Raw genomic sequence first — 15,426 nt, forward strand, 5'->3', positions numbered from 1 at the left:
CGATTGGTACGATCTTGCCGCGGTTTATCGAGGGAGGCCGGGTGTCGGAGATAGGTGACCTGCTGCCGGAGGATCCACGGTCCATCGGTGCTTACACGCTGGTGGGCAGGATCGGGGCCGGAGGTCAGGGCACGGTCTTCGCGGGGAGGTCGGCCGAGGGTCACCAGGTGGCGGTCAAGCTGCTGCATCTCCACCTGCTCACCGACGACCGGGCGCAGCGCCGGTTCCTCAGCGAGTTCGAGACCGCCAAACGCGTGGCGCCGTTCAGCGCGGCGCGGGTGCTCGACGCGGGCGTGGCGGGCAGGTGGCCCTTCATCGTCACCGAGTACGTCGAGGGACCGTCGTTACAGCAGTCGGTCCAGCAGTCCGGGCCCCGGAGCGTTCCCGCCCTGGAACGGCTGGCGATCAACACCGCCACCGCGCTGGCCGCCATCCATCATGCCGGGGTCGTCCACCTGGACTTCAAGCCGAGCAACGTCCTGCTCGGCCCCGACGGGCCCGTGGTGATCGACTTCGGGATCTCCCGGGCCCTCGACCTCAGCGTGCCGCAGGACACCAGCCGCCCGATGGGCACCCCCGGCTACATGGCTCCCGAGATGATCACCGGTGGTGACGTGGGCCCGGCGGCCGACCTGTTCGCGTGGGGCGCGACCATGGTCTACGCCGCCAACGGCACGCGGGCCTTCGACGGCGACTCGGGCGCCGCGGTCGTGCGGGCGACGCTGCACGGCGAGCCGGACCTCAGCAGGCTCGACGACCGGCTGCGCGGCCTCGTCCAGGCGTGCCTGGCCAAGGACCCCGCCCTGCGGCCCACCGCCGCCCAGGTGGTCGAGCATTTGCGTGGTACGGCGGCGCCACCGGCCGTCACGGCGACCCGCCGACGCTGGGTGCCCGTGGCAGCGGTCGCGGCGGCGGCGCTGATCACCGCCGGAGTCGGGTACGTCATCCTGTCGCCCGGGATCACCCAGGCGGACCGGGGCGCGACGCCGCCAGTGGCCGGATCCGCGCCGTTCTCGCCCTCGCCCACGCCGACCCTGGCGTCCACGTCATCGAGCTCATCCGCATCGCCCAGCAAGAAGCCCACGCCCGGACATTCCACTCCCAAGCCCTCCCGGAGCCGATCCACCCCGCACCCGACGGTGAAGCCGTCGCGCAGCAGCCAGGCGCAGCAGCCGACCACGGAACCCCGGCAGTCGACGAAGGCGACGAACAAGCCGACGACCAAGGCGACGACGAAGGCGCCGGAGCCCAGCAAGACGGCCCAGGAGCCCGCCACGGTGGGCACGGTCGACACCGGTGATCTCGAGGGCTACTGCAAGTCCAAGGGCTATCTGATGTTCCAGAACAACTCGGACGGCACCCACACCTGCTCCCTGCCCGCCTGGAACTCCCCGGCGGACACGCCGGGAACCCTTGACGTCACCTGGACGGACGCCTGCCGGTGGAAGTACCCCGAGGCCCGCGACGTGACGGCCGACGGCCAGACGTGCAAGGGTAACTGACCAGGGACAATACCCGTGCGGTATCGCCGCTCACCCGACCTGTCTTGGACGCCCCACCCGAGTCGGCAACATGATCGACGGCATGAGTGGACCGACGATCACGCCGGTGACCGGCGCAAAAGCAGTGAGATACGATGAGTTCGGCGGAATCGAGGTGTTGCGGGTCGACGAGGTCGACCGGCCGGTGCCCGCGGGCGGGCAGGTCCTCGTGCGGGTCAAGGCCGCAGGCATCAACCCCGGTGAGGCGGCCATTCGCACCGGCGCGATGGCCGCCATCTTTCCCTCGACCTTTCCCTCCGGGCAGGGCAGCGACCTCGCCGGGGTCGTCGCCGAAGTGGGCGCCGGAGCCGACCGATTCTCGGTCGGCGACGAGGTGATCGGGTTCTCCGAGAAGCGGGCCTCCCAGGCCGAGCTGGTCCTGGTCGACGTCGACAACCTCACCCCCAAACCGGACGGCGTCCCGTGGGAGGTGGCCGGCGGCCTGTACGTCGCCGGGGTGACGGCGTGGCGGGCGGTGGATTCCATGCGGCTCGACAGCGGGGAGACCGTCGTCGTTTCCGCAGCGGCCGGAGGAGTCGGCTCGCTCGCCGTTCAGCTCGCTCGCCGTACCGGAGCCACGGTCATCGGCCTGGCGAGCCAGCACAACCACGAGTGGCTGCGAAGGCACGGTGTGATCCCGGTCGCCTATGGTGACGGCGTCGAAGACCGGATCAGGGCCGCCGCACCGGGCGGCGTCGATGCCTTCATCGACACCCACGGCGGCGGGTACGTCGAACTGGCCCTCGCCCTCGGCGTAGCGGTCGGACGGATCGACACCATCGCCGACTTCGCGGCAGCCGCCAAGTACGGAGTCAGGACCGAACCCGGACCCAACCCCAGACCGGGCGCCGAGGTGCTTGCCGAGCTGGCCGCCCTGATCGCCGACGGGCACCTCGAAGTCCCGATCGCCAACGCCTACCCGCTGACGCAGGTCCGCCAGGCGTACGCCGAGCTCGAACGCCGGCACACCCACGGCAAGATCGTGCTCAGACCCTAAGGAGGCTCTGCCCGCGTGAAGATCCGCCCCCGCACCCCAGAAGACCTGCCCGCCTGTATCGAGGCCCTCGCCGAGGTCCAGGCCGCCGACCGGTATCCGGTCGACTGGCCGCAGGACCCCGGCGCGTGGCTGACGCCGGACGGCCTGGCCGGAGCCTGGATAGCGGTCGAGGGCGAGACCGTGCTCGGCCACGTCGCCCTGACCCGCGCCACGAAGGTCAGCCGCCTGTTCGTCACCCCCGCCGCTCGCGGGCGGGGCGTGGCCGTCCGGCTCCTCGACAGCGTCCGGGCCGCCGCACGAGGTCCGCTCGAGCTCGAGGTCTCGTCCGAGGGCGCGGCCGCCATCAGGCTCTACGAACGGTCAGGCTGGCGCAGGGTGGCCAGCACCCGGGCCACCTGGCTGAACGCGGCCGGTGAGCCTGCCCTGCTCCACCACTACTTGTCCCCCTAAAAGGGGACTTGGCATGAGATCATCTTGCGGGTCAGGCTGGCACATGCGGGAGTGGGACATGATCAAGATCGCGGTCGTCGACGATCACGATCTCATCCGCCACGGCCTGGAACACCTCCTGCACAGCACCACCGAGTTCGAAGTGGTGCTCAGCGGCCGTGACCCCGGCATCCTGGACGGCCGGACCGACCTGGACGTGCTCATCCTCGACCTCTACCTCGGCGTCGACGAGCCCTGCCTGACCGCCATCGCGGAGCTGTCGCCGCTCTACAACGTGCTGGTGATGTCCGCCTCCGCCAAGCCGTACGACCTGACCCAGGCCATCCGGGCAGGGGCCAGAGGGTACGTGACCAAGAGCGACCCCGCCGAGCTCATGACCACCGCGCTGCGCACCGTCGCCGCCCGCGGCTTCTACCTGTCGGCCGGCCTCGCCGACATCCTGCACGCGCAACTGGCCGCCCCGGCGCCCGACCCTGAGCCTGCCGTACGGCTGGCGCCGCGCGAGGAGGAGACGCTCGCCTACATCGCGCAGGGGTTCACCTACGACCAGATCGCCCGGCGCATGGGCATCAAGAAGTCGACCGTGGACACCCACATCGAACGCATCCGCCGCAAGCTGCAGGTGGACAACAAGGCCCAGCTGATCGCCGCCGCGCTGCGCCGGATCGAGCGGGGGAGGTGACCGGGTCCGGGGAGGCGCGCCGGCGTACCGAGAGCGCGCTGGCCTGGACGGTCATGCTCTTCCGGTTCGCCGCCTTCGCCGAGGTCATCGCGCTCAACTTCGTGGGCGACAGCGGGCTGCGCAGGCAGGTGCCGGGGTTCGCGCCCGCGCTTGCCGTACTCGGCCTGGAGAGCGCGCTGGTGGTGTTCCTCACCTGGCGGCGCCGGAGGGTGCCGCCCGCCTGGGTGATCACGGCCGACTCCGTGCTGACCGCGGCGACCGCGACGGCGATGACCGTGGTCGCGGGCACCGCCGTCAAAGGCTCGGGGCCCGATTTCGTGCTGCCCTACATGTTGCTGGTCTCCATCGGCATCGGGACGGCATTCCGTACCCTTCGAGCGGCCCTGGCCGCCACCGTCCCGCTGGTGGTGGCCTACCTGTACATGCAGGCCTGGAGCGGCTTCTTCTGGCTGGGCGCGGTGCCGCACACGATCGGCTTCTGGGTCGACTCCGCCATCGCGTGGTTCATCGCGACCCAGCTGCGCCGCAACGCCGCGGAGCTGGACGAGACCCGCGAGCAGGTCGCCCGGCTGGCCGCCGAGCGGGAACGCACCCGCAACGGGCGCATCCTGCACGACCGGGTGCTCCAGACGATGGAGGCGCTGGTCCGCGACGGATGGCTCGCCGACGAGCAGGTCCGCGCGCACGTCGCCGCCGAGGCCCGCTGGCTGCGCGGCTACGTGCGCGGCGACCACGACAGCTCGGGCAGCAACCTGACCGCGTCCCTGGAGGAGGTCGTGGAGCAGGCCATCGTCGCCGGGCTTGCGGTGGACCTCAACGCGGCCGGGCTGCGTGCCTCCGGTGCGGTGTTGCCCGTGGCCACCGTGGAGGCGCTGTCCGGCGCGGTGCGCGAGGCGCTGACCAACGTGCGCAAGCACGCGGGCACCGGGCAGGCCGTGGTGCGTGCGCGGGTGGAGGGCGACCACATCGTGGTCGGGGTGCTGGACCACGGCGTGGGGTTCGCCTCGCGGGGCGGGGGAGTGGGGTTGCGCGAGTCGATCGAGGGCCGAGTAGCCGAGATCGGCGGAACCACGGTGGTGGAGTCCGCGCCGGGAGAGGGCACGTTAGTGGAGCTCCGTGTCCCCCTGTGTCCCGATATTTCATGACTGTTGGGTACGGAGATCCGCTGCGGACACTGATCCACATGAAACGATCCCTCGCCCAGGCCGCCGCCGTCCTCCTGGTGATGGCCGGAATGACCGCGACCCTGTCCTCGCCCGCCTCAGCCGCCGAGCCCCGCTGCCAGGGCTACGACTGCGACGCCAAGCTGGCCTCCACCACCGGCTGCAACGTCGGCTCCTACGTGCCCAGGAAGGAAGGCGCCAAGATCACCACCGACCGAGGGGTGCTGAGGGTGTTCTGGGGCCCCAAGTGCTCCACCAACTGGGGCGCCTTCGACCCCACGGTGGCCGGGCAGTACAAGGTGTCGATCTACCGCGAGGAGATCGGCGACGTCCCAGAGATCGGCCTGGCCCAGCCGCCCCGCCGCGTCTCCGCCAACGAGATCCCGGGCACCCGCCTCCGCACCACCATGCTGTACGCCCCCGAGGCCGAGGTCATGGTGTGCGTGGATGTGCCCGCCGAGGGCCGCAGCACAGCGGGCAGCTGGACCAGATACGCCTGCACCGAGTGGATCTGAAGGAGGATTCCATGCGACACAAGCACCTGCTCCTTTCGATCATGATGGTGGGCGGAGCCGTATTCCTGCCTGTAGCTCCGGCGGCCGCCGCGTCGGGTGGTGGCTGCTCCACTTGGTCGGCGTTCACCGGGCCTGGTGACTCCCAGTTCGCCGTCCAGGCCTGTATCAGCGCAAGCGGCATCAACTACCTCACGGGAGACGGTTACGTGAAGTTCGCGGCCGCCAACCCCGGGCTCTGGACGAACTGCACGGTCACGATTCACATCACCGACACCGTCGACGGATACGTCGGCGGGAGGCAGATCGACTGCACTCCCGATGCGCGGGCGAACGCCTGGTACAAGCGCTACGAGTCGGGGGTGATGAACCCCAAGGGCGGTCACAAGTACGAGACCTACCTCAACGTCGACGCCTACTACCAGGGAAGGTATATCGGTTACGCCTTCCAGTTCAGCCCCTACCTCACCTGGTAGCCGGCTCACGCAGGCGAGGGGTATGTGATCTTTACGCCACCAGTCGCCAGGCCTATCTTGCGTCCATGGCTTCCTCGCCCCAGCCGGTCGTAGCCTTCGTCGCCCGCCTCTTCGGCGCCTTCCCTCTGATTGTCTCGTTCCTCGCGCTGAACGCATGGACGGACAATCTCTGGGTGGTCGCCCTCGGCGGCATCGTGGTCGGCGCCCTGATCCACTTCGCTCTGGGATACCTGTTCGCCATGAGCACTCTCACCTACGTCTACTCGAAGGGGTCCGAGGGCGGCTGGCAGGTCGCCGCGCTCCTGCTGCTCTGCGTGGCCATCGGAGCGGCAACGGGCATCGTCGTCGGCCTCAGCCATGGCTGGGGCTGGCTCGGTGCGGTGGGCGGCGGCCTGATCGGCCTGGTCTGGTGGGGGGTCACGATCCGGCATCTGGCGAACATCGCCCGCAGTTCATAGGGCTACATCGTTGAGGCGCTCTTGACACTGGTTGACGACCATTACTGACTGTCACAGTCAGTAATGCACTCGTTCGTTTCCGTGATCAACGGGAGGTACGTCATGGACCAGGTGATGATCGAGCTCGTCGGAGGTCCAGCCGGCCTGCCGGAGGAGGCGAGACTGCTCGTCGTCCCAGCGCCCCGCCTCGGTGAACGGATCGCCGTCCCCTACCGCGCCGGCTACGAGCACTTCGAGTACGCCGACGACCAGCCCGACGTGCCGCCGGAAGGGAGCGACGCGGCCGTCGTGTGCCGCTACGTGTGGTGCTACCACACAGCCATCGCCGAATAGCCGCCGTCTGAATATTGGGTCCGGACAAGTTCGAGTTTTTCCTTCACTCTCGGGCTAATGACCAACGTCCACGGAGGCTTGCAATGGTGCTTGCCCGGATCGCCCGCCTGACCGCTGCCCTGAGTACGGTGGCCGCCATGACCTTCGCGGTGGCCCCGTCCTCTGCCGCGGCCATGCCACCCGACTTCCAGCCGGGCGCGCCCGGTCTCGGCGACCCCTACTTCCCGCTGGAGGGCAACGGCGGGTACGACGCCCAGCACTACACCCTCGGCCTGGCCTACGACCCGGCCACCAAGGTGCTCAAGGGAACGGTCCACATGCTGGCCCGCGCCACCCAGGACCTGTCCCGCTTCGACCTGGACTTCCAGCAGCTCACCGTGCGATCGGTCACGGTCAACGGCCGCGAGGCCACTTACACCCGCGACGGCCAGGAGCTGGTCGTCACGCCGCCCTCGGGCCTGCGCCGTAACAGCGTCTTCGACGTGGGCGTCACCTACGACGGCATCCCCGAGCCGCTCGGCGGCCCGATCGTGTTCGGCCTACCGTACGGATGGATCGCCACGGAGGACGGCGTGCTCGTCGCCTGCGAGCCGAACGCGGCCAGCACCTGGTTCCCCTCCAACGACCACCCGAGCGACAAGGCCACCTACACCATCGCGGTGACCGTGCCGAAGGGGCTCGTCGCCGCCGCGAACGGCGTGCTGGCGGCGCAGGTCACGCGCGGCGACACGACGACCTTCCTGTGGAACGAGCTGCGCCCGATGGCCTCCTATCTGGTCACGACCACGATCGGCAAGTTCGACGTGCAGAAGGGCAGGACGCCGGACGGGATCCGCGAATGGGTCGCCACCGATCCGACCGTGCCGGGCACCGAGGTCGTCTTCCAGCAGACCGGCGAGATCACCGACTACTGGAGCGAGGTGTTCGGGCGCTACCCGTTCGAGGAGACCGGCGCGATCGTGGACAACGTCCCCGTCGTCGGCTTCTCGCTGGAGAACCAGACCAAACCGCTGTACTCCGCCGTGCGCAGCGTGACCACGGTCGCGCACGAGCTGTCGCACCAGTGGTTCGGCGACAGCGTTTCCGTGCGGACCTGGCAGCACATCTGGCTGAACGAGGGGTTCGCCACCTTCTCCCAGCGTTACTGGACCGAGCACACCGGCGGCGAGACCGTCCAGGCGTGGTTCGACCGGCAGTACGCCACCAGGCCGGCGTCGTTCTGGGCGTCGAAGGTCGCCGACCCGCAGCGCGACACGATGTTCGGCACCGCCGTCTACAACCGGGGCGGCATGACGCTGCAGGCGCTGCGCGCGAAGATCGGCGACGAGCCGTTCTTCCGGCTGCTGCGCACGTGGGCGACCGACCATCGGTACGGCGTGGCCGACACGGACGAGTTCATCACGCTCGCCGAGAAGATCTCCGGCCAGGACCTGACCAACTTCTTCACCGTGTGGCTGTTCACCCCGAGCAAGCCCACCACGTGGTGATCAGATTTCCGCCATGAGCGCCTGACACGATATCTATCTGTCTATGGGGGATTCGGGGGGCGTACGGAAGTTGCTCGCTGGGGAGCCGGCTGAGATAGCGGGTTACCAGGTGACCGCCGTCCTGGGGGACGGCGGTCAGGGCAGCGTTTATCTCGGCAAGGGCGGCGACGGCGGGCTGGTCGCCATCAAGCTGCTCCACACCAGGCTGGTCGGCGACCGCAGGGCGGTGCGCAGGTTCCTCGCCGAGGCGGCGACGGCCGAGAAGATCACGGGCGAGTTCACCGCGCGTGTCTTATCGTCCGGGCTGATGGACGAGCGGCCGTACATGGTCACCGAGTACATCGAAGGCCCCTCGCTGCAGGACCTGGTCACCCGCGACGGCCCGCTGCCAGCCGAAGCCTTGGAGCGCTTCTGCAGGGGTACGGCTGCCGCGCTGGCCGCCATCCACCGGGCCGCGATCGTCCATCGCGACTTCAAGCCCAGCAACGTGCTGGTCGCCGCCGACGGCCCCCGGGTGATCGACTTCGGCATCGCCAGGACGGTGGACTCGGCCACCACCGCGACCAGTTCCGTGGTGGGCACACCCGGCTACATGGCGCCCGAGCACATCGCGGGCGAGACCGTCACCGCCGCCTCCGACATGTTCGCCTGGGCCGCGACGATGGGCTTCGCCGCCACCGGGACGCCGATCTTCGGCAGCGACTCCATCCCGGCCGTCATGCACCGCATCCTCACCCAGGAGCCGGATCTGTCCGGGGTGGCCGAGCCGCTGCGCTCGCTGCTGTCCGCCTGCCTGGCCAAGGACCCAGCCGCCCGCCCCACGGCGGAAGAGCTGCTCCAGCGCCTGGCACCGGCGACGGTGGTTCTGGAGGACGGCGACGCCAAACCGACGGACCGGCGCACGCGACGCAGGCGGGCACGCCCGGCCAGCAGGAGGAAGCGCCTGCTCGCCGCCGGAGCGGCCGCCCTGACGCTCGCCGCGACGACAACGGTCACGCTGTGGCGCATGTCCGCCACCGGCGGGCAGCAGCGGCCGTTCGGTGGTCAGCAGGAGCCGGTGACCGTGCCTCGGGTCGAGTTCGGCCAGCAGGTGGGGCAGCAGTTCGGCCCTTCGCGGGTCGAGGTCTCCGCGCTGGCCCTCGGCCAGGTGGGCGGCCAGGACGTGGTGGCGGTCGCCGACGCCGCGCACGGCACGATCGAGCTGTGGGATCCGGTGAACGCCGACCGGATCGCCAAGTTCGACGCCAGGACGAAGGGCTGGGTGCGCTCAGTGAACCTGACCGAGGTGAACGGCCAGACCGTGGTGGTCTGGACGGGACAGGACGGCGTGTTGCGCACGTACCGGCCGGACAGCCGCCGCTACGGGAAGTGGCACGCGTACTGCAAGGGTGAGGCCCGTTCCGTCCCTGGCAGGCACCAGGGCCGTGCGGTCGCCTTCGTCGGGTGCGCGGACGGCCGGTTGGCCGCGCTCGACCTGAACACCGCGCAGGTGGTGGGCACCGTGCGGCAGCTCAGCGGCCCCGTCACCGCCCTGGCCTGGGACGGCGAAGCCGTCATCGCGGGCAGCGAGCGCGGTTCCCTGGTGCGTGGGAACGTGGTGCAGGGGATGGGCAAGCAGATCCGCGCCCTGTCGGCCGTGGGCAGGAACAAGGTGGCGGTCACGGTCGGCAGCAGCACCGCCGTACACGAACTGGGCAGGGGCGCGCGCGGGGCCAAGGCACAGAAGACCACGCAGAGCCTGGTCTCCGTGCTCAACCGCAACGGCACGCTGCTGGTGACCGAGGCGGGCAACGGGCTGCGCGCCTGGATGGAGAGCGGCGAGCAGGCCTCGCTGCTCCCGGCCGGCCGGCAGGTGACGGCCATGACCCTCGGCCGGACGAGCCAGGGCACCATGGTGGTCGCCGGGCTGACGGACGGGCGGCTCAAGGCATGGTGGCTGGACTCGGACCAGTAGTCTCTCCTCTGTGACACTCGGCATGGTTCTCGGCGATTCCTCCTCTCGCGCTTCGACGCGGGAGCGATAGCCGTACCCTGCACTGCTCCTCGTCGAAGTGCTCTTCGTGCCCCCGCACGTTCGACCACGAGGAGTATGTGGTGTCCACCATCCGCTGGACAGAGACGAACACCCAGCGTTCCGCCCGCTGGCATTCCGAGAGCACGACGCCGCCGCCCCGCCGGGTCATCGGCGCCGACGACCGCACGAACGCCGACGCCGCTTACCGGCTGGCCTGCGAAGGCACCGCCCTGCTGTGGCACGGCGACTTCCACAACGCCCGTCACCTCCTGCGCGCGATGGCCCGCCGCATCGACAGGAAGCCTCCCCTGGTGGACTCCTTCCACCCGCACCGCGCGGCCCGCGGCCACCGCGCCCGCGTGCTGGGCAGGCTGCTGGTCCTGCTGGACGACGACTACCGCCTGGACCTGCGCAGGGCTCCCGATGTACGGCAGGCATGCGCGGAGGCCTACGGCCCGCCGTCGGAACCGCGGGCTGTCGCGCTCACGGAACTCCTGGGTGTGATCGGCGCGCACGAGTGGCGCACGAGGGGCGTCGAGATACCGGCCCTGGAAGCCCGCATCCACCCCCACTACGGCGTGTTCTCCCCGGTGAGGGGCGAATACATCGACCTCGCCACACAGGCACCCCTCCCCGGGCCGACGGCCCGCCGTACCGCCTTCGACCTCGGGACGGGGACCGGAGTGCTCGCCGCCGTCCTGGCCCGTCGAGGCATCGACCACGTCGTGGCCACCGACATCAGCCCCCGCGCCCTGACCTGCGCCCGCGACAACGTCGACCGCCTGAACCTCACCGACCGCATCGACGTCGTAGGCCCCACCCTGTACCCCGAAGGCCGCGCGGACCTCATCGTCTGCAACCCACCCTGGATCCCAGCCCGCCCCACCTCCACCCTGGAACAGGCCGTCTACGACCCGGACAGCACCATGCTCCACACCTTCCTGTCCGGCCTGACCACCCACCTCAAGCCGGGAGGCGAGGGATGGCTCATCCTGTCGGACCTGGCCGAGCACCTGGGCCTCAGAACCCGCAGCGACCTGTTGGCCCACATCGAGGCAGCGGGCCTGCACGTCGAGGACAAGCTAGACACCCAGCCACGCCACCCACGAGCCAGAGACACCACGGTCCCCCTCCACGCCGCCCGAGCCGCAGAGGTGACTTCCCTATGGCGCCTCGCCGTCAGCCCCGGCCCTCATGCACTGACGCGGTCGTTTTCCGCGGGGTCCGTGGCGGGCTGTTCGCCCAGGAGGAGGTAGCCGCCCGCTGAGAGCAACACGCCGACGCCCAGGGCCGTCCATAGCAACGTCGGGGAAACACCCATCGCCAGTGTGAACAGCAATGGCGCTACCGCCGCCGTCAGGCCGCCGCACAGCATGCTGTAGACGGCCATGTAGCGTCCGCGCAGCTCGGCCGGGGCCATCGAGATCTTCAGAGCCTCCAGCGGCGGGAACTGCACCCGCTCGGCCAGCACGTAGACAGTGGTCGCCACCAGCAAGGTGGCCACGCCCGGCAGCATGCCCGCCAGGCCGAACGCGGCGAAGGACACCGCGTACAGCACCGCGCCCAGTGCGGCGCCCCTGGCGCGGCGGGTGTTGCGCTGCAGCCGGCTCACCGGCATCTGGGTGACCGCGGCCAGCAGCGTGTTCCACGCCGACAACACGCCGATCACGGCCGGTGACATGTGCAGCTCGGCGCCCGCGTAAAGGGGCAGCGCCCAGATGAACACGTCCTGCGCGAAGCTGATCGGCAGGGTGACCACGATGAAGGCCATGAACCGCCGGTCGCGCAACACCGCCAAGGTGCCGCCGCCCCGCGGCCGGTCGGCCGGAGCGCGCGCGGGCACGGGGACCCGGCTCAGGAGCAGCGCCGCACCGGCATAGCTGGCAACCTGCACGCCCGCCACGATCTCGTAGCCCCCGAAGCCCACCGCGACGCCGGAGACCAGCCCGCCCAGCCCGACCGCCGACAGCAGCACGGTCGAGCGGACGGCGATCAGCGCGTCCCTGTCCTTACCGGACACCAGCTCGCCGATCAGCGCCGAGGCCCCGGGGTAGTAGATCCGGTTGGCGAGCGAGGTCAGCGTCGCGGCCAGGACCAGTCCAGGCAGGTCGGTGACGAGCAGGTACCCGGCGAAACCCACGGCAGCCGTCAGATTGCCCGCCACCAGCATCCGCTTGGCCCCGAACCGGTCGATCCCGGCGCCGATGGCGGGGCTGGCCAGCAGCGTGGCCACGAACGCCACGCTGAGGCCGAGCCCGACCTCCTCCATCGGCAGACCGGTCACCTTCTGGAAGAACAGCAGCGAGAACGCGGCGTAGAACCCGTTGCCCAGCGCGTCGACGGCCCCGGCCAGCATGTACGGCAGGCGTCCTGGAAAGCGGGGAATCAGTCGGTGGGGGCCGGGCATCTCGCGCCTCTTTCTCAGTCAGTGGAACTGGGAGGAAGCATGGGGGAGGTGATTGCTACGTTTGCCATTCGTTCGCTATGTATGACCGATAAGGGGGGATCGGCGTGCGTTTTGCTGTGCTTGGGCCGGTGGTGGTGCCGGAGGGCGGGCAGTCGCTGGCGCCCAGGCAACGGGCGATCCTGGCCTACCTGCTCCTCCACGCAGGCACGCCGATCAGCACCGAGCGGCTGATCGGCGCCATGTGGGGCACCACCCCGCCCGACACCGCCCGCGCCCAGCTCCACTCGTCGATCGCCGCGATCCGCAGGGTCCTGCGCGACGCCGGCGCCGACGAGGTCCTGGCCACCCGCAGCGCCGGATACGTGATGCAGCTCAAGCCAGGACAGCTGGACCTGGAGGAATTCAACGGCCTCATGGGCACCACGTCCGGCCTGACCCCTGAGGAGGCCGCCGGGCAGATCCGCAGGGCGCTGGCGCTGTGGCAGGGGCCTGCCCTGGCCGACGTGAGCGCCGACTTCGTCGAGCAGGCGCGTGCCAGGCTGGATGAGCGACGGCTGAGCGCCCTGGAGCAGGCGGTCGAACTGGAGCTGCAGCTCGGCTCCCACCTGCAGGTGACAGAAGAGCTCGCCACGCAGGTCGCCGCGCACCCGCTGCGCGAGCGGCTCGTCCGCCACCTCATGCTGGCCCTGCACCGCTCAGGACGCCAGCCGGACGCCCTCGCCGCCGCACGGACCTTCCGCGCCACCCTGGCAGAGGAGCAGGGCCTGGACCCCAGCCGCGACTTCCAGCAGCTGGAGCAGGCCATCCTGCGCAACGACCCGGCACTGGACCTGCCCGCACCCGACGCCCAAGGCCGCCCGTTGTCGTTCCTGCCCTTCGACATCCCCGACTTCACCGGGCGTGCCGACGAACTCGACCGGCTGGCCGACACCTGGTCCCACGGCCGCGGCGTGGTCACGATCTCCGCGGTCGACGGCATGGCCGGGGTCGGCAAGACCACCCTGGCCGTCCACGCAGCACACCGCCTGGCCGAACGTTTCCCCGACGGGCAGCTCTTCATCGACCTCCACGCCCACACCCCGGGACAGCGCCCCGTCGAGCCGGGCGCCGCCCTGGAGACCCTGCTCCGCCAGCTGGGACTGCCAGCAGAACGGCTCCCGGCCTCCGACACCGACCGCTCCGCCCTGTGGCGTTCCGAACTCGTCAACCGGCGCGCCCTGATCATCCTCGACAACGCCGGGCACACCGACCAGATCCGGCCGCTCCTGCCCGGCGCCACCCACAGCCTCATGCTGATCACCAGCAGGCGCCGCCTCCTCGACCTGGACGGCGCCGACCAGCTGTCCCTGGAGGTGCTGCCGGCGCAGGACGCCCTCGCCCTGTTCACCGCGATCGTCGGAGACCGCGCCCGCGACGAACCCCTGGCCGTGCTGGACGTGTTGCACCTGTGCGGCTTCCTTCCCCTGGCGGTGCGGATCGCCGCCGCCCGGCTGCACCACCGCCCCCGCTGGTCCGTGGCCTACCTGGCGGAACGGCTGCGCGACCAGCGGCGCAGGCTCAGCGAGCTGACCACGTCCGAGCGGGGTGTGGCGGCCGCCTTCACCCTGTCGTACGAGCAGCTCGACCCCGGCCAGCAGCGCATGTTCCGGCTGCTGGGCCTGCACCCGGGCGCCGACGTCGACGCGCGGGCCGCTGCGGCGCTCGCCGGCCTGCCCGCAGACCGGGCGGAGGACCTGCTGGAGGACCTGCTCGACGCCCACATGCTCCTCCAGACCGAGCCGGGCCGCTACACCTTCCACGACCTGCTGCGCGACCACGCCCGGAGCACGGTCGCGGCCGAGGAGCCCGAGCAGGCCCGGGAGGAGGCGCTGACCAGGCTGTTCGACCACTACCGCCACACCGCCAACGCCGCGGTCGACGCGCTGTTCCACGACGGCGCTCCCGGCCGCCCCGTTCTCGCCGCGCCGTTGACGCCCGCCGTCTCCTTCCCGGACGAGGGTACGGCCGGCGCCTGGCTCGCCGCGGAGACCGCCAACCTGCTGGCGGTCGCCGCCGGGGACCAGGGCGAGGTCTCGCTGGACCTGGCGTCGATCCTCTACCTCTACCTCGACGTCAACGGGCGTTACCACGAGGCGGCAGCCGTACACGCCAATGCCGTGTCAGCCGGGCGGCGGCTGGGAGACCGGGACAGGACCGCCAACGCGCTCAACAACCTGGCCGAGTCGCAGTTCCCGCTCGGCCGTTACGACGAGGCGCGCCGGCATGCCGGGGAGGCTCTGGAACTGGGCCGCGAACTCGGGCACAAGCGGCATCAGGCGCGGGCGGTGACCTTCCTCGGCGCGCTGGACACCCGCAGGCAGGACTACCTGGCCGCGCGGCTGCACTTCGAGGCCGCGCTGCGCCTCTGCCGCGACATCGGCGCGCGGCTGGGCGAGGCGTCCAGCCTGACCAACCTCGGCGACATCAGCGGCAAACTGGGACTCTTCGACGACGCCGTCGGCTACCATCAGCGGGCGCTGGAGATCTTCCGTGAGGAGGGTTACCGCGTAGGCGAGGCGGAGGCGCTCAACAACCTGGGCCTGCTCTCCATCGAGCAGGAACGGTTCGACCTGGCGCTCGACCACCTCGGGGCGGCCCTGGCGATCTATCGCGACGAGGCGCACCCGGCGGGCACGGCCGACGTGCTCGACAGCCTGGGCCAGGCGGCGCACGCCATGGGCGACCCGGCGCAGGCCGTACAGCACCACACGGAGGCCCTCCGGATCGCGACGGAGATCGGGGACGTGCCGCAGCAGGCCCGCGCGCACGCGGGCCTCGCAGCGGTCACGAACGACCCGCGTGAAGCCGCCCGGGCGCGCGAGCTCCACGCCGCCCTCGGCGTACCGGAGCCGTAACGCGAGGTCCGA

General features: G+C 70.5%; 14 protein-coding genes. 13 read left to right on the forward strand and 1 reads right to left on the reverse strand.

The genetic code is table 11. From position 1 onward, the window contains the following. The first annotated feature begins 41 nt into the window (after positions 1 to 41). From ACIBG8_RS03290 to ACIBG8_RS03345, 12 genes are all read left to right on the forward strand, one after another. Positions 42 to 1,502, forward strand: a complete 1,461-nt coding sequence (locus ACIBG8_RS03290; RefSeq protein WP_397340844.1) for a protein kinase — start codon at positions 42 to 44, stop codon at positions 1,500 to 1,502. Between the two features lie 82 nt (positions 1,503 to 1,584). Further along, entirely contained in the window at positions 1,585 to 2,538 is a 954-nt protein-coding gene (locus ACIBG8_RS03295; protein ID WP_397340845.1) for an NADP-dependent oxidoreductase, read from the forward strand. Positions 2,539 to 2,553: 15 nt separating this feature from the next. Beyond that, positions 2,554 to 2,988, forward strand: a complete 435-nt coding sequence (locus ACIBG8_RS03300; protein WP_397340846.1) for a GNAT family N-acetyltransferase — start codon at positions 2,554 to 2,556, stop codon at positions 2,986 to 2,988. 58 nt (positions 2,989 to 3,046) lie between these two features. Next, positions 3,047 to 3,670: a LuxR C-terminal-related transcriptional regulator gene (locus tag ACIBG8_RS03305; protein ID WP_397340847.1), complete on the forward strand. Its 624-nt coding sequence runs from the start codon at positions 3,047 to 3,049 to the stop codon at positions 3,668 to 3,670. Then, the gene (locus ACIBG8_RS03310; RefSeq protein ID WP_397340848.1) at positions 3,667 to 4,815 is read left to right on the forward strand and encodes a sensor histidine kinase; all 1,149 of its coding nucleotides are present in this window, start codon (positions 3,667 to 3,669) and stop codon (positions 4,813 to 4,815) included. The genes ACIBG8_RS03305 and ACIBG8_RS03310 overlap by 4 nt, the downstream gene beginning before the upstream one ends. A 38-nt stretch (positions 4,816 to 4,853) precedes the next feature. Continuing rightward, positions 4,854 to 5,348 carry a hypothetical protein gene (locus ACIBG8_RS03315; protein WP_397340849.1) on the forward strand — a complete coding sequence of 165 codons (495 nt, stop codon included), beginning with the start codon at positions 4,854 to 4,856 and terminating at the stop codon, positions 5,346 to 5,348. An 11-nt stretch (positions 5,349 to 5,359) separates the two neighbouring features. Further along, a complete protein-coding gene (locus ACIBG8_RS03320; protein WP_397340850.1) occupies positions 5,360 to 5,821 on the forward strand; it encodes a hypothetical protein in 462 nt (153 codons plus the stop codon). Between the two features lie 65 nt (positions 5,822 to 5,886). Then, a complete protein-coding gene (locus tag ACIBG8_RS03325; RefSeq protein ID WP_397340851.1) occupies positions 5,887 to 6,279 on the forward strand; it encodes a hypothetical protein in 393 nt (130 codons plus the stop codon). 102 nt (positions 6,280 to 6,381) lie between these two features. Continuing rightward, positions 6,382 to 6,612: a DUF5988 family protein gene (locus tag ACIBG8_RS03330; RefSeq protein ID WP_397340852.1), complete on the forward strand. Its 231-nt coding sequence runs from the start codon at positions 6,382 to 6,384 to the stop codon at positions 6,610 to 6,612. A gap of 83 nt (positions 6,613 to 6,695) precedes the next feature. Continuing rightward, a complete protein-coding gene (locus tag ACIBG8_RS03335; RefSeq protein WP_397340853.1) occupies positions 6,696 to 8,099 on the forward strand; it encodes a M1 family metallopeptidase in 1,404 nt (467 codons plus the stop codon). 109 nt (positions 8,100 to 8,208) lie between these two features. Further along, a complete protein-coding gene (locus ACIBG8_RS03340; protein ID WP_397340854.1) occupies positions 8,209 to 10,053 on the forward strand; it encodes a WD40 repeat domain-containing serine/threonine protein kinase in 1,845 nt (614 codons plus the stop codon). Positions 10,054 to 10,193: 140 nt separating this feature from the next. Continuing rightward, positions 10,194 to 11,369: a methyltransferase gene (locus ACIBG8_RS03345; protein WP_397340855.1), complete on the forward strand. Its 1,176-nt coding sequence runs from the start codon at positions 10,194 to 10,196 to the stop codon at positions 11,367 to 11,369. Here ACIBG8_RS03345 and ACIBG8_RS03350 read toward each other — a convergent pair. Next, positions 11,306 to 12,520, reverse strand: coding sequence for an MFS transporter (locus tag ACIBG8_RS03350; protein WP_397340856.1), 1,215 nt, complete (start codon positions 12,518 to 12,520; stop codon positions 11,306 to 11,308). The genes ACIBG8_RS03345 and ACIBG8_RS03350 overlap by 64 nt on opposite strands. 104 nt (positions 12,521 to 12,624) lie before the next feature. Here ACIBG8_RS03350 and ACIBG8_RS03355 point away from each other — a divergent pair, with 104 nt between their 5' ends. After that, positions 12,625 to 15,414 (forward strand): AfsR/SARP family transcriptional regulator, encoded by a 2,790-nt coding sequence (locus ACIBG8_RS03355; protein ID WP_397340857.1) that lies wholly within the window; start codon positions 12,625 to 12,627, stop codon positions 15,412 to 15,414. Positions 15,415 to 15,426: the final 12 nt, after the last annotated feature.

The organism is Nonomuraea sp. NPDC050556 (assembly GCF_044457355.1).
GTDB lineage: Bacteria > Actinomycetota > Actinomycetes > Streptosporangiales > Streptosporangiaceae > Nonomuraea.

Bases quoted from the DNA above. Each gene is read 5' to 3' on its own strand.
- ACIBG8_RS03350 (WP_397340856.1), bottom strand. From the start codon at position 12,520: ATGCCCGGCCCCCACCGACTGATTCCCCGCTTTCCAGGACGCCTGCCG.
- ACIBG8_RS03330 (WP_397340852.1), top strand. From the start codon at position 6,382: ATGGACCAGGTGATGATCGAGCTCGTCGGAGGTCCAGCCGGCCTGCCG.
- ACIBG8_RS03315 (WP_397340849.1), top strand. From the start codon at position 4,854: ATGAAACGATCCCTCGCCCAGGCCGCCGCCGTCCTCCTGGTGATGGCC.
- ACIBG8_RS03325 (WP_397340851.1), top strand. From the start codon at position 5,887: ATGGCTTCCTCGCCCCAGCCGGTCGTAGCCTTCGTCGCCCGCCTCTTC.
- ACIBG8_RS03335 (WP_397340853.1), top strand. From the start codon at position 6,696: ATGGTGCTTGCCCGGATCGCCCGCCTGACCGCTGCCCTGAGTACGGTG.
- ACIBG8_RS03320 (WP_397340850.1), top strand. From the start codon at position 5,360: ATGCGACACAAGCACCTGCTCCTTTCGATCATGATGGTGGGCGGAGCC.
- ACIBG8_RS03305 (WP_397340847.1), top strand. From the start codon at position 3,047: ATGATCAAGATCGCGGTCGTCGACGATCACGATCTCATCCGCCACGGC.
- ACIBG8_RS03295 (WP_397340845.1), top strand. From the start codon at position 1,585: ATGAGTGGACCGACGATCACGCCGGTGACCGGCGCAAAAGCAGTGAGA.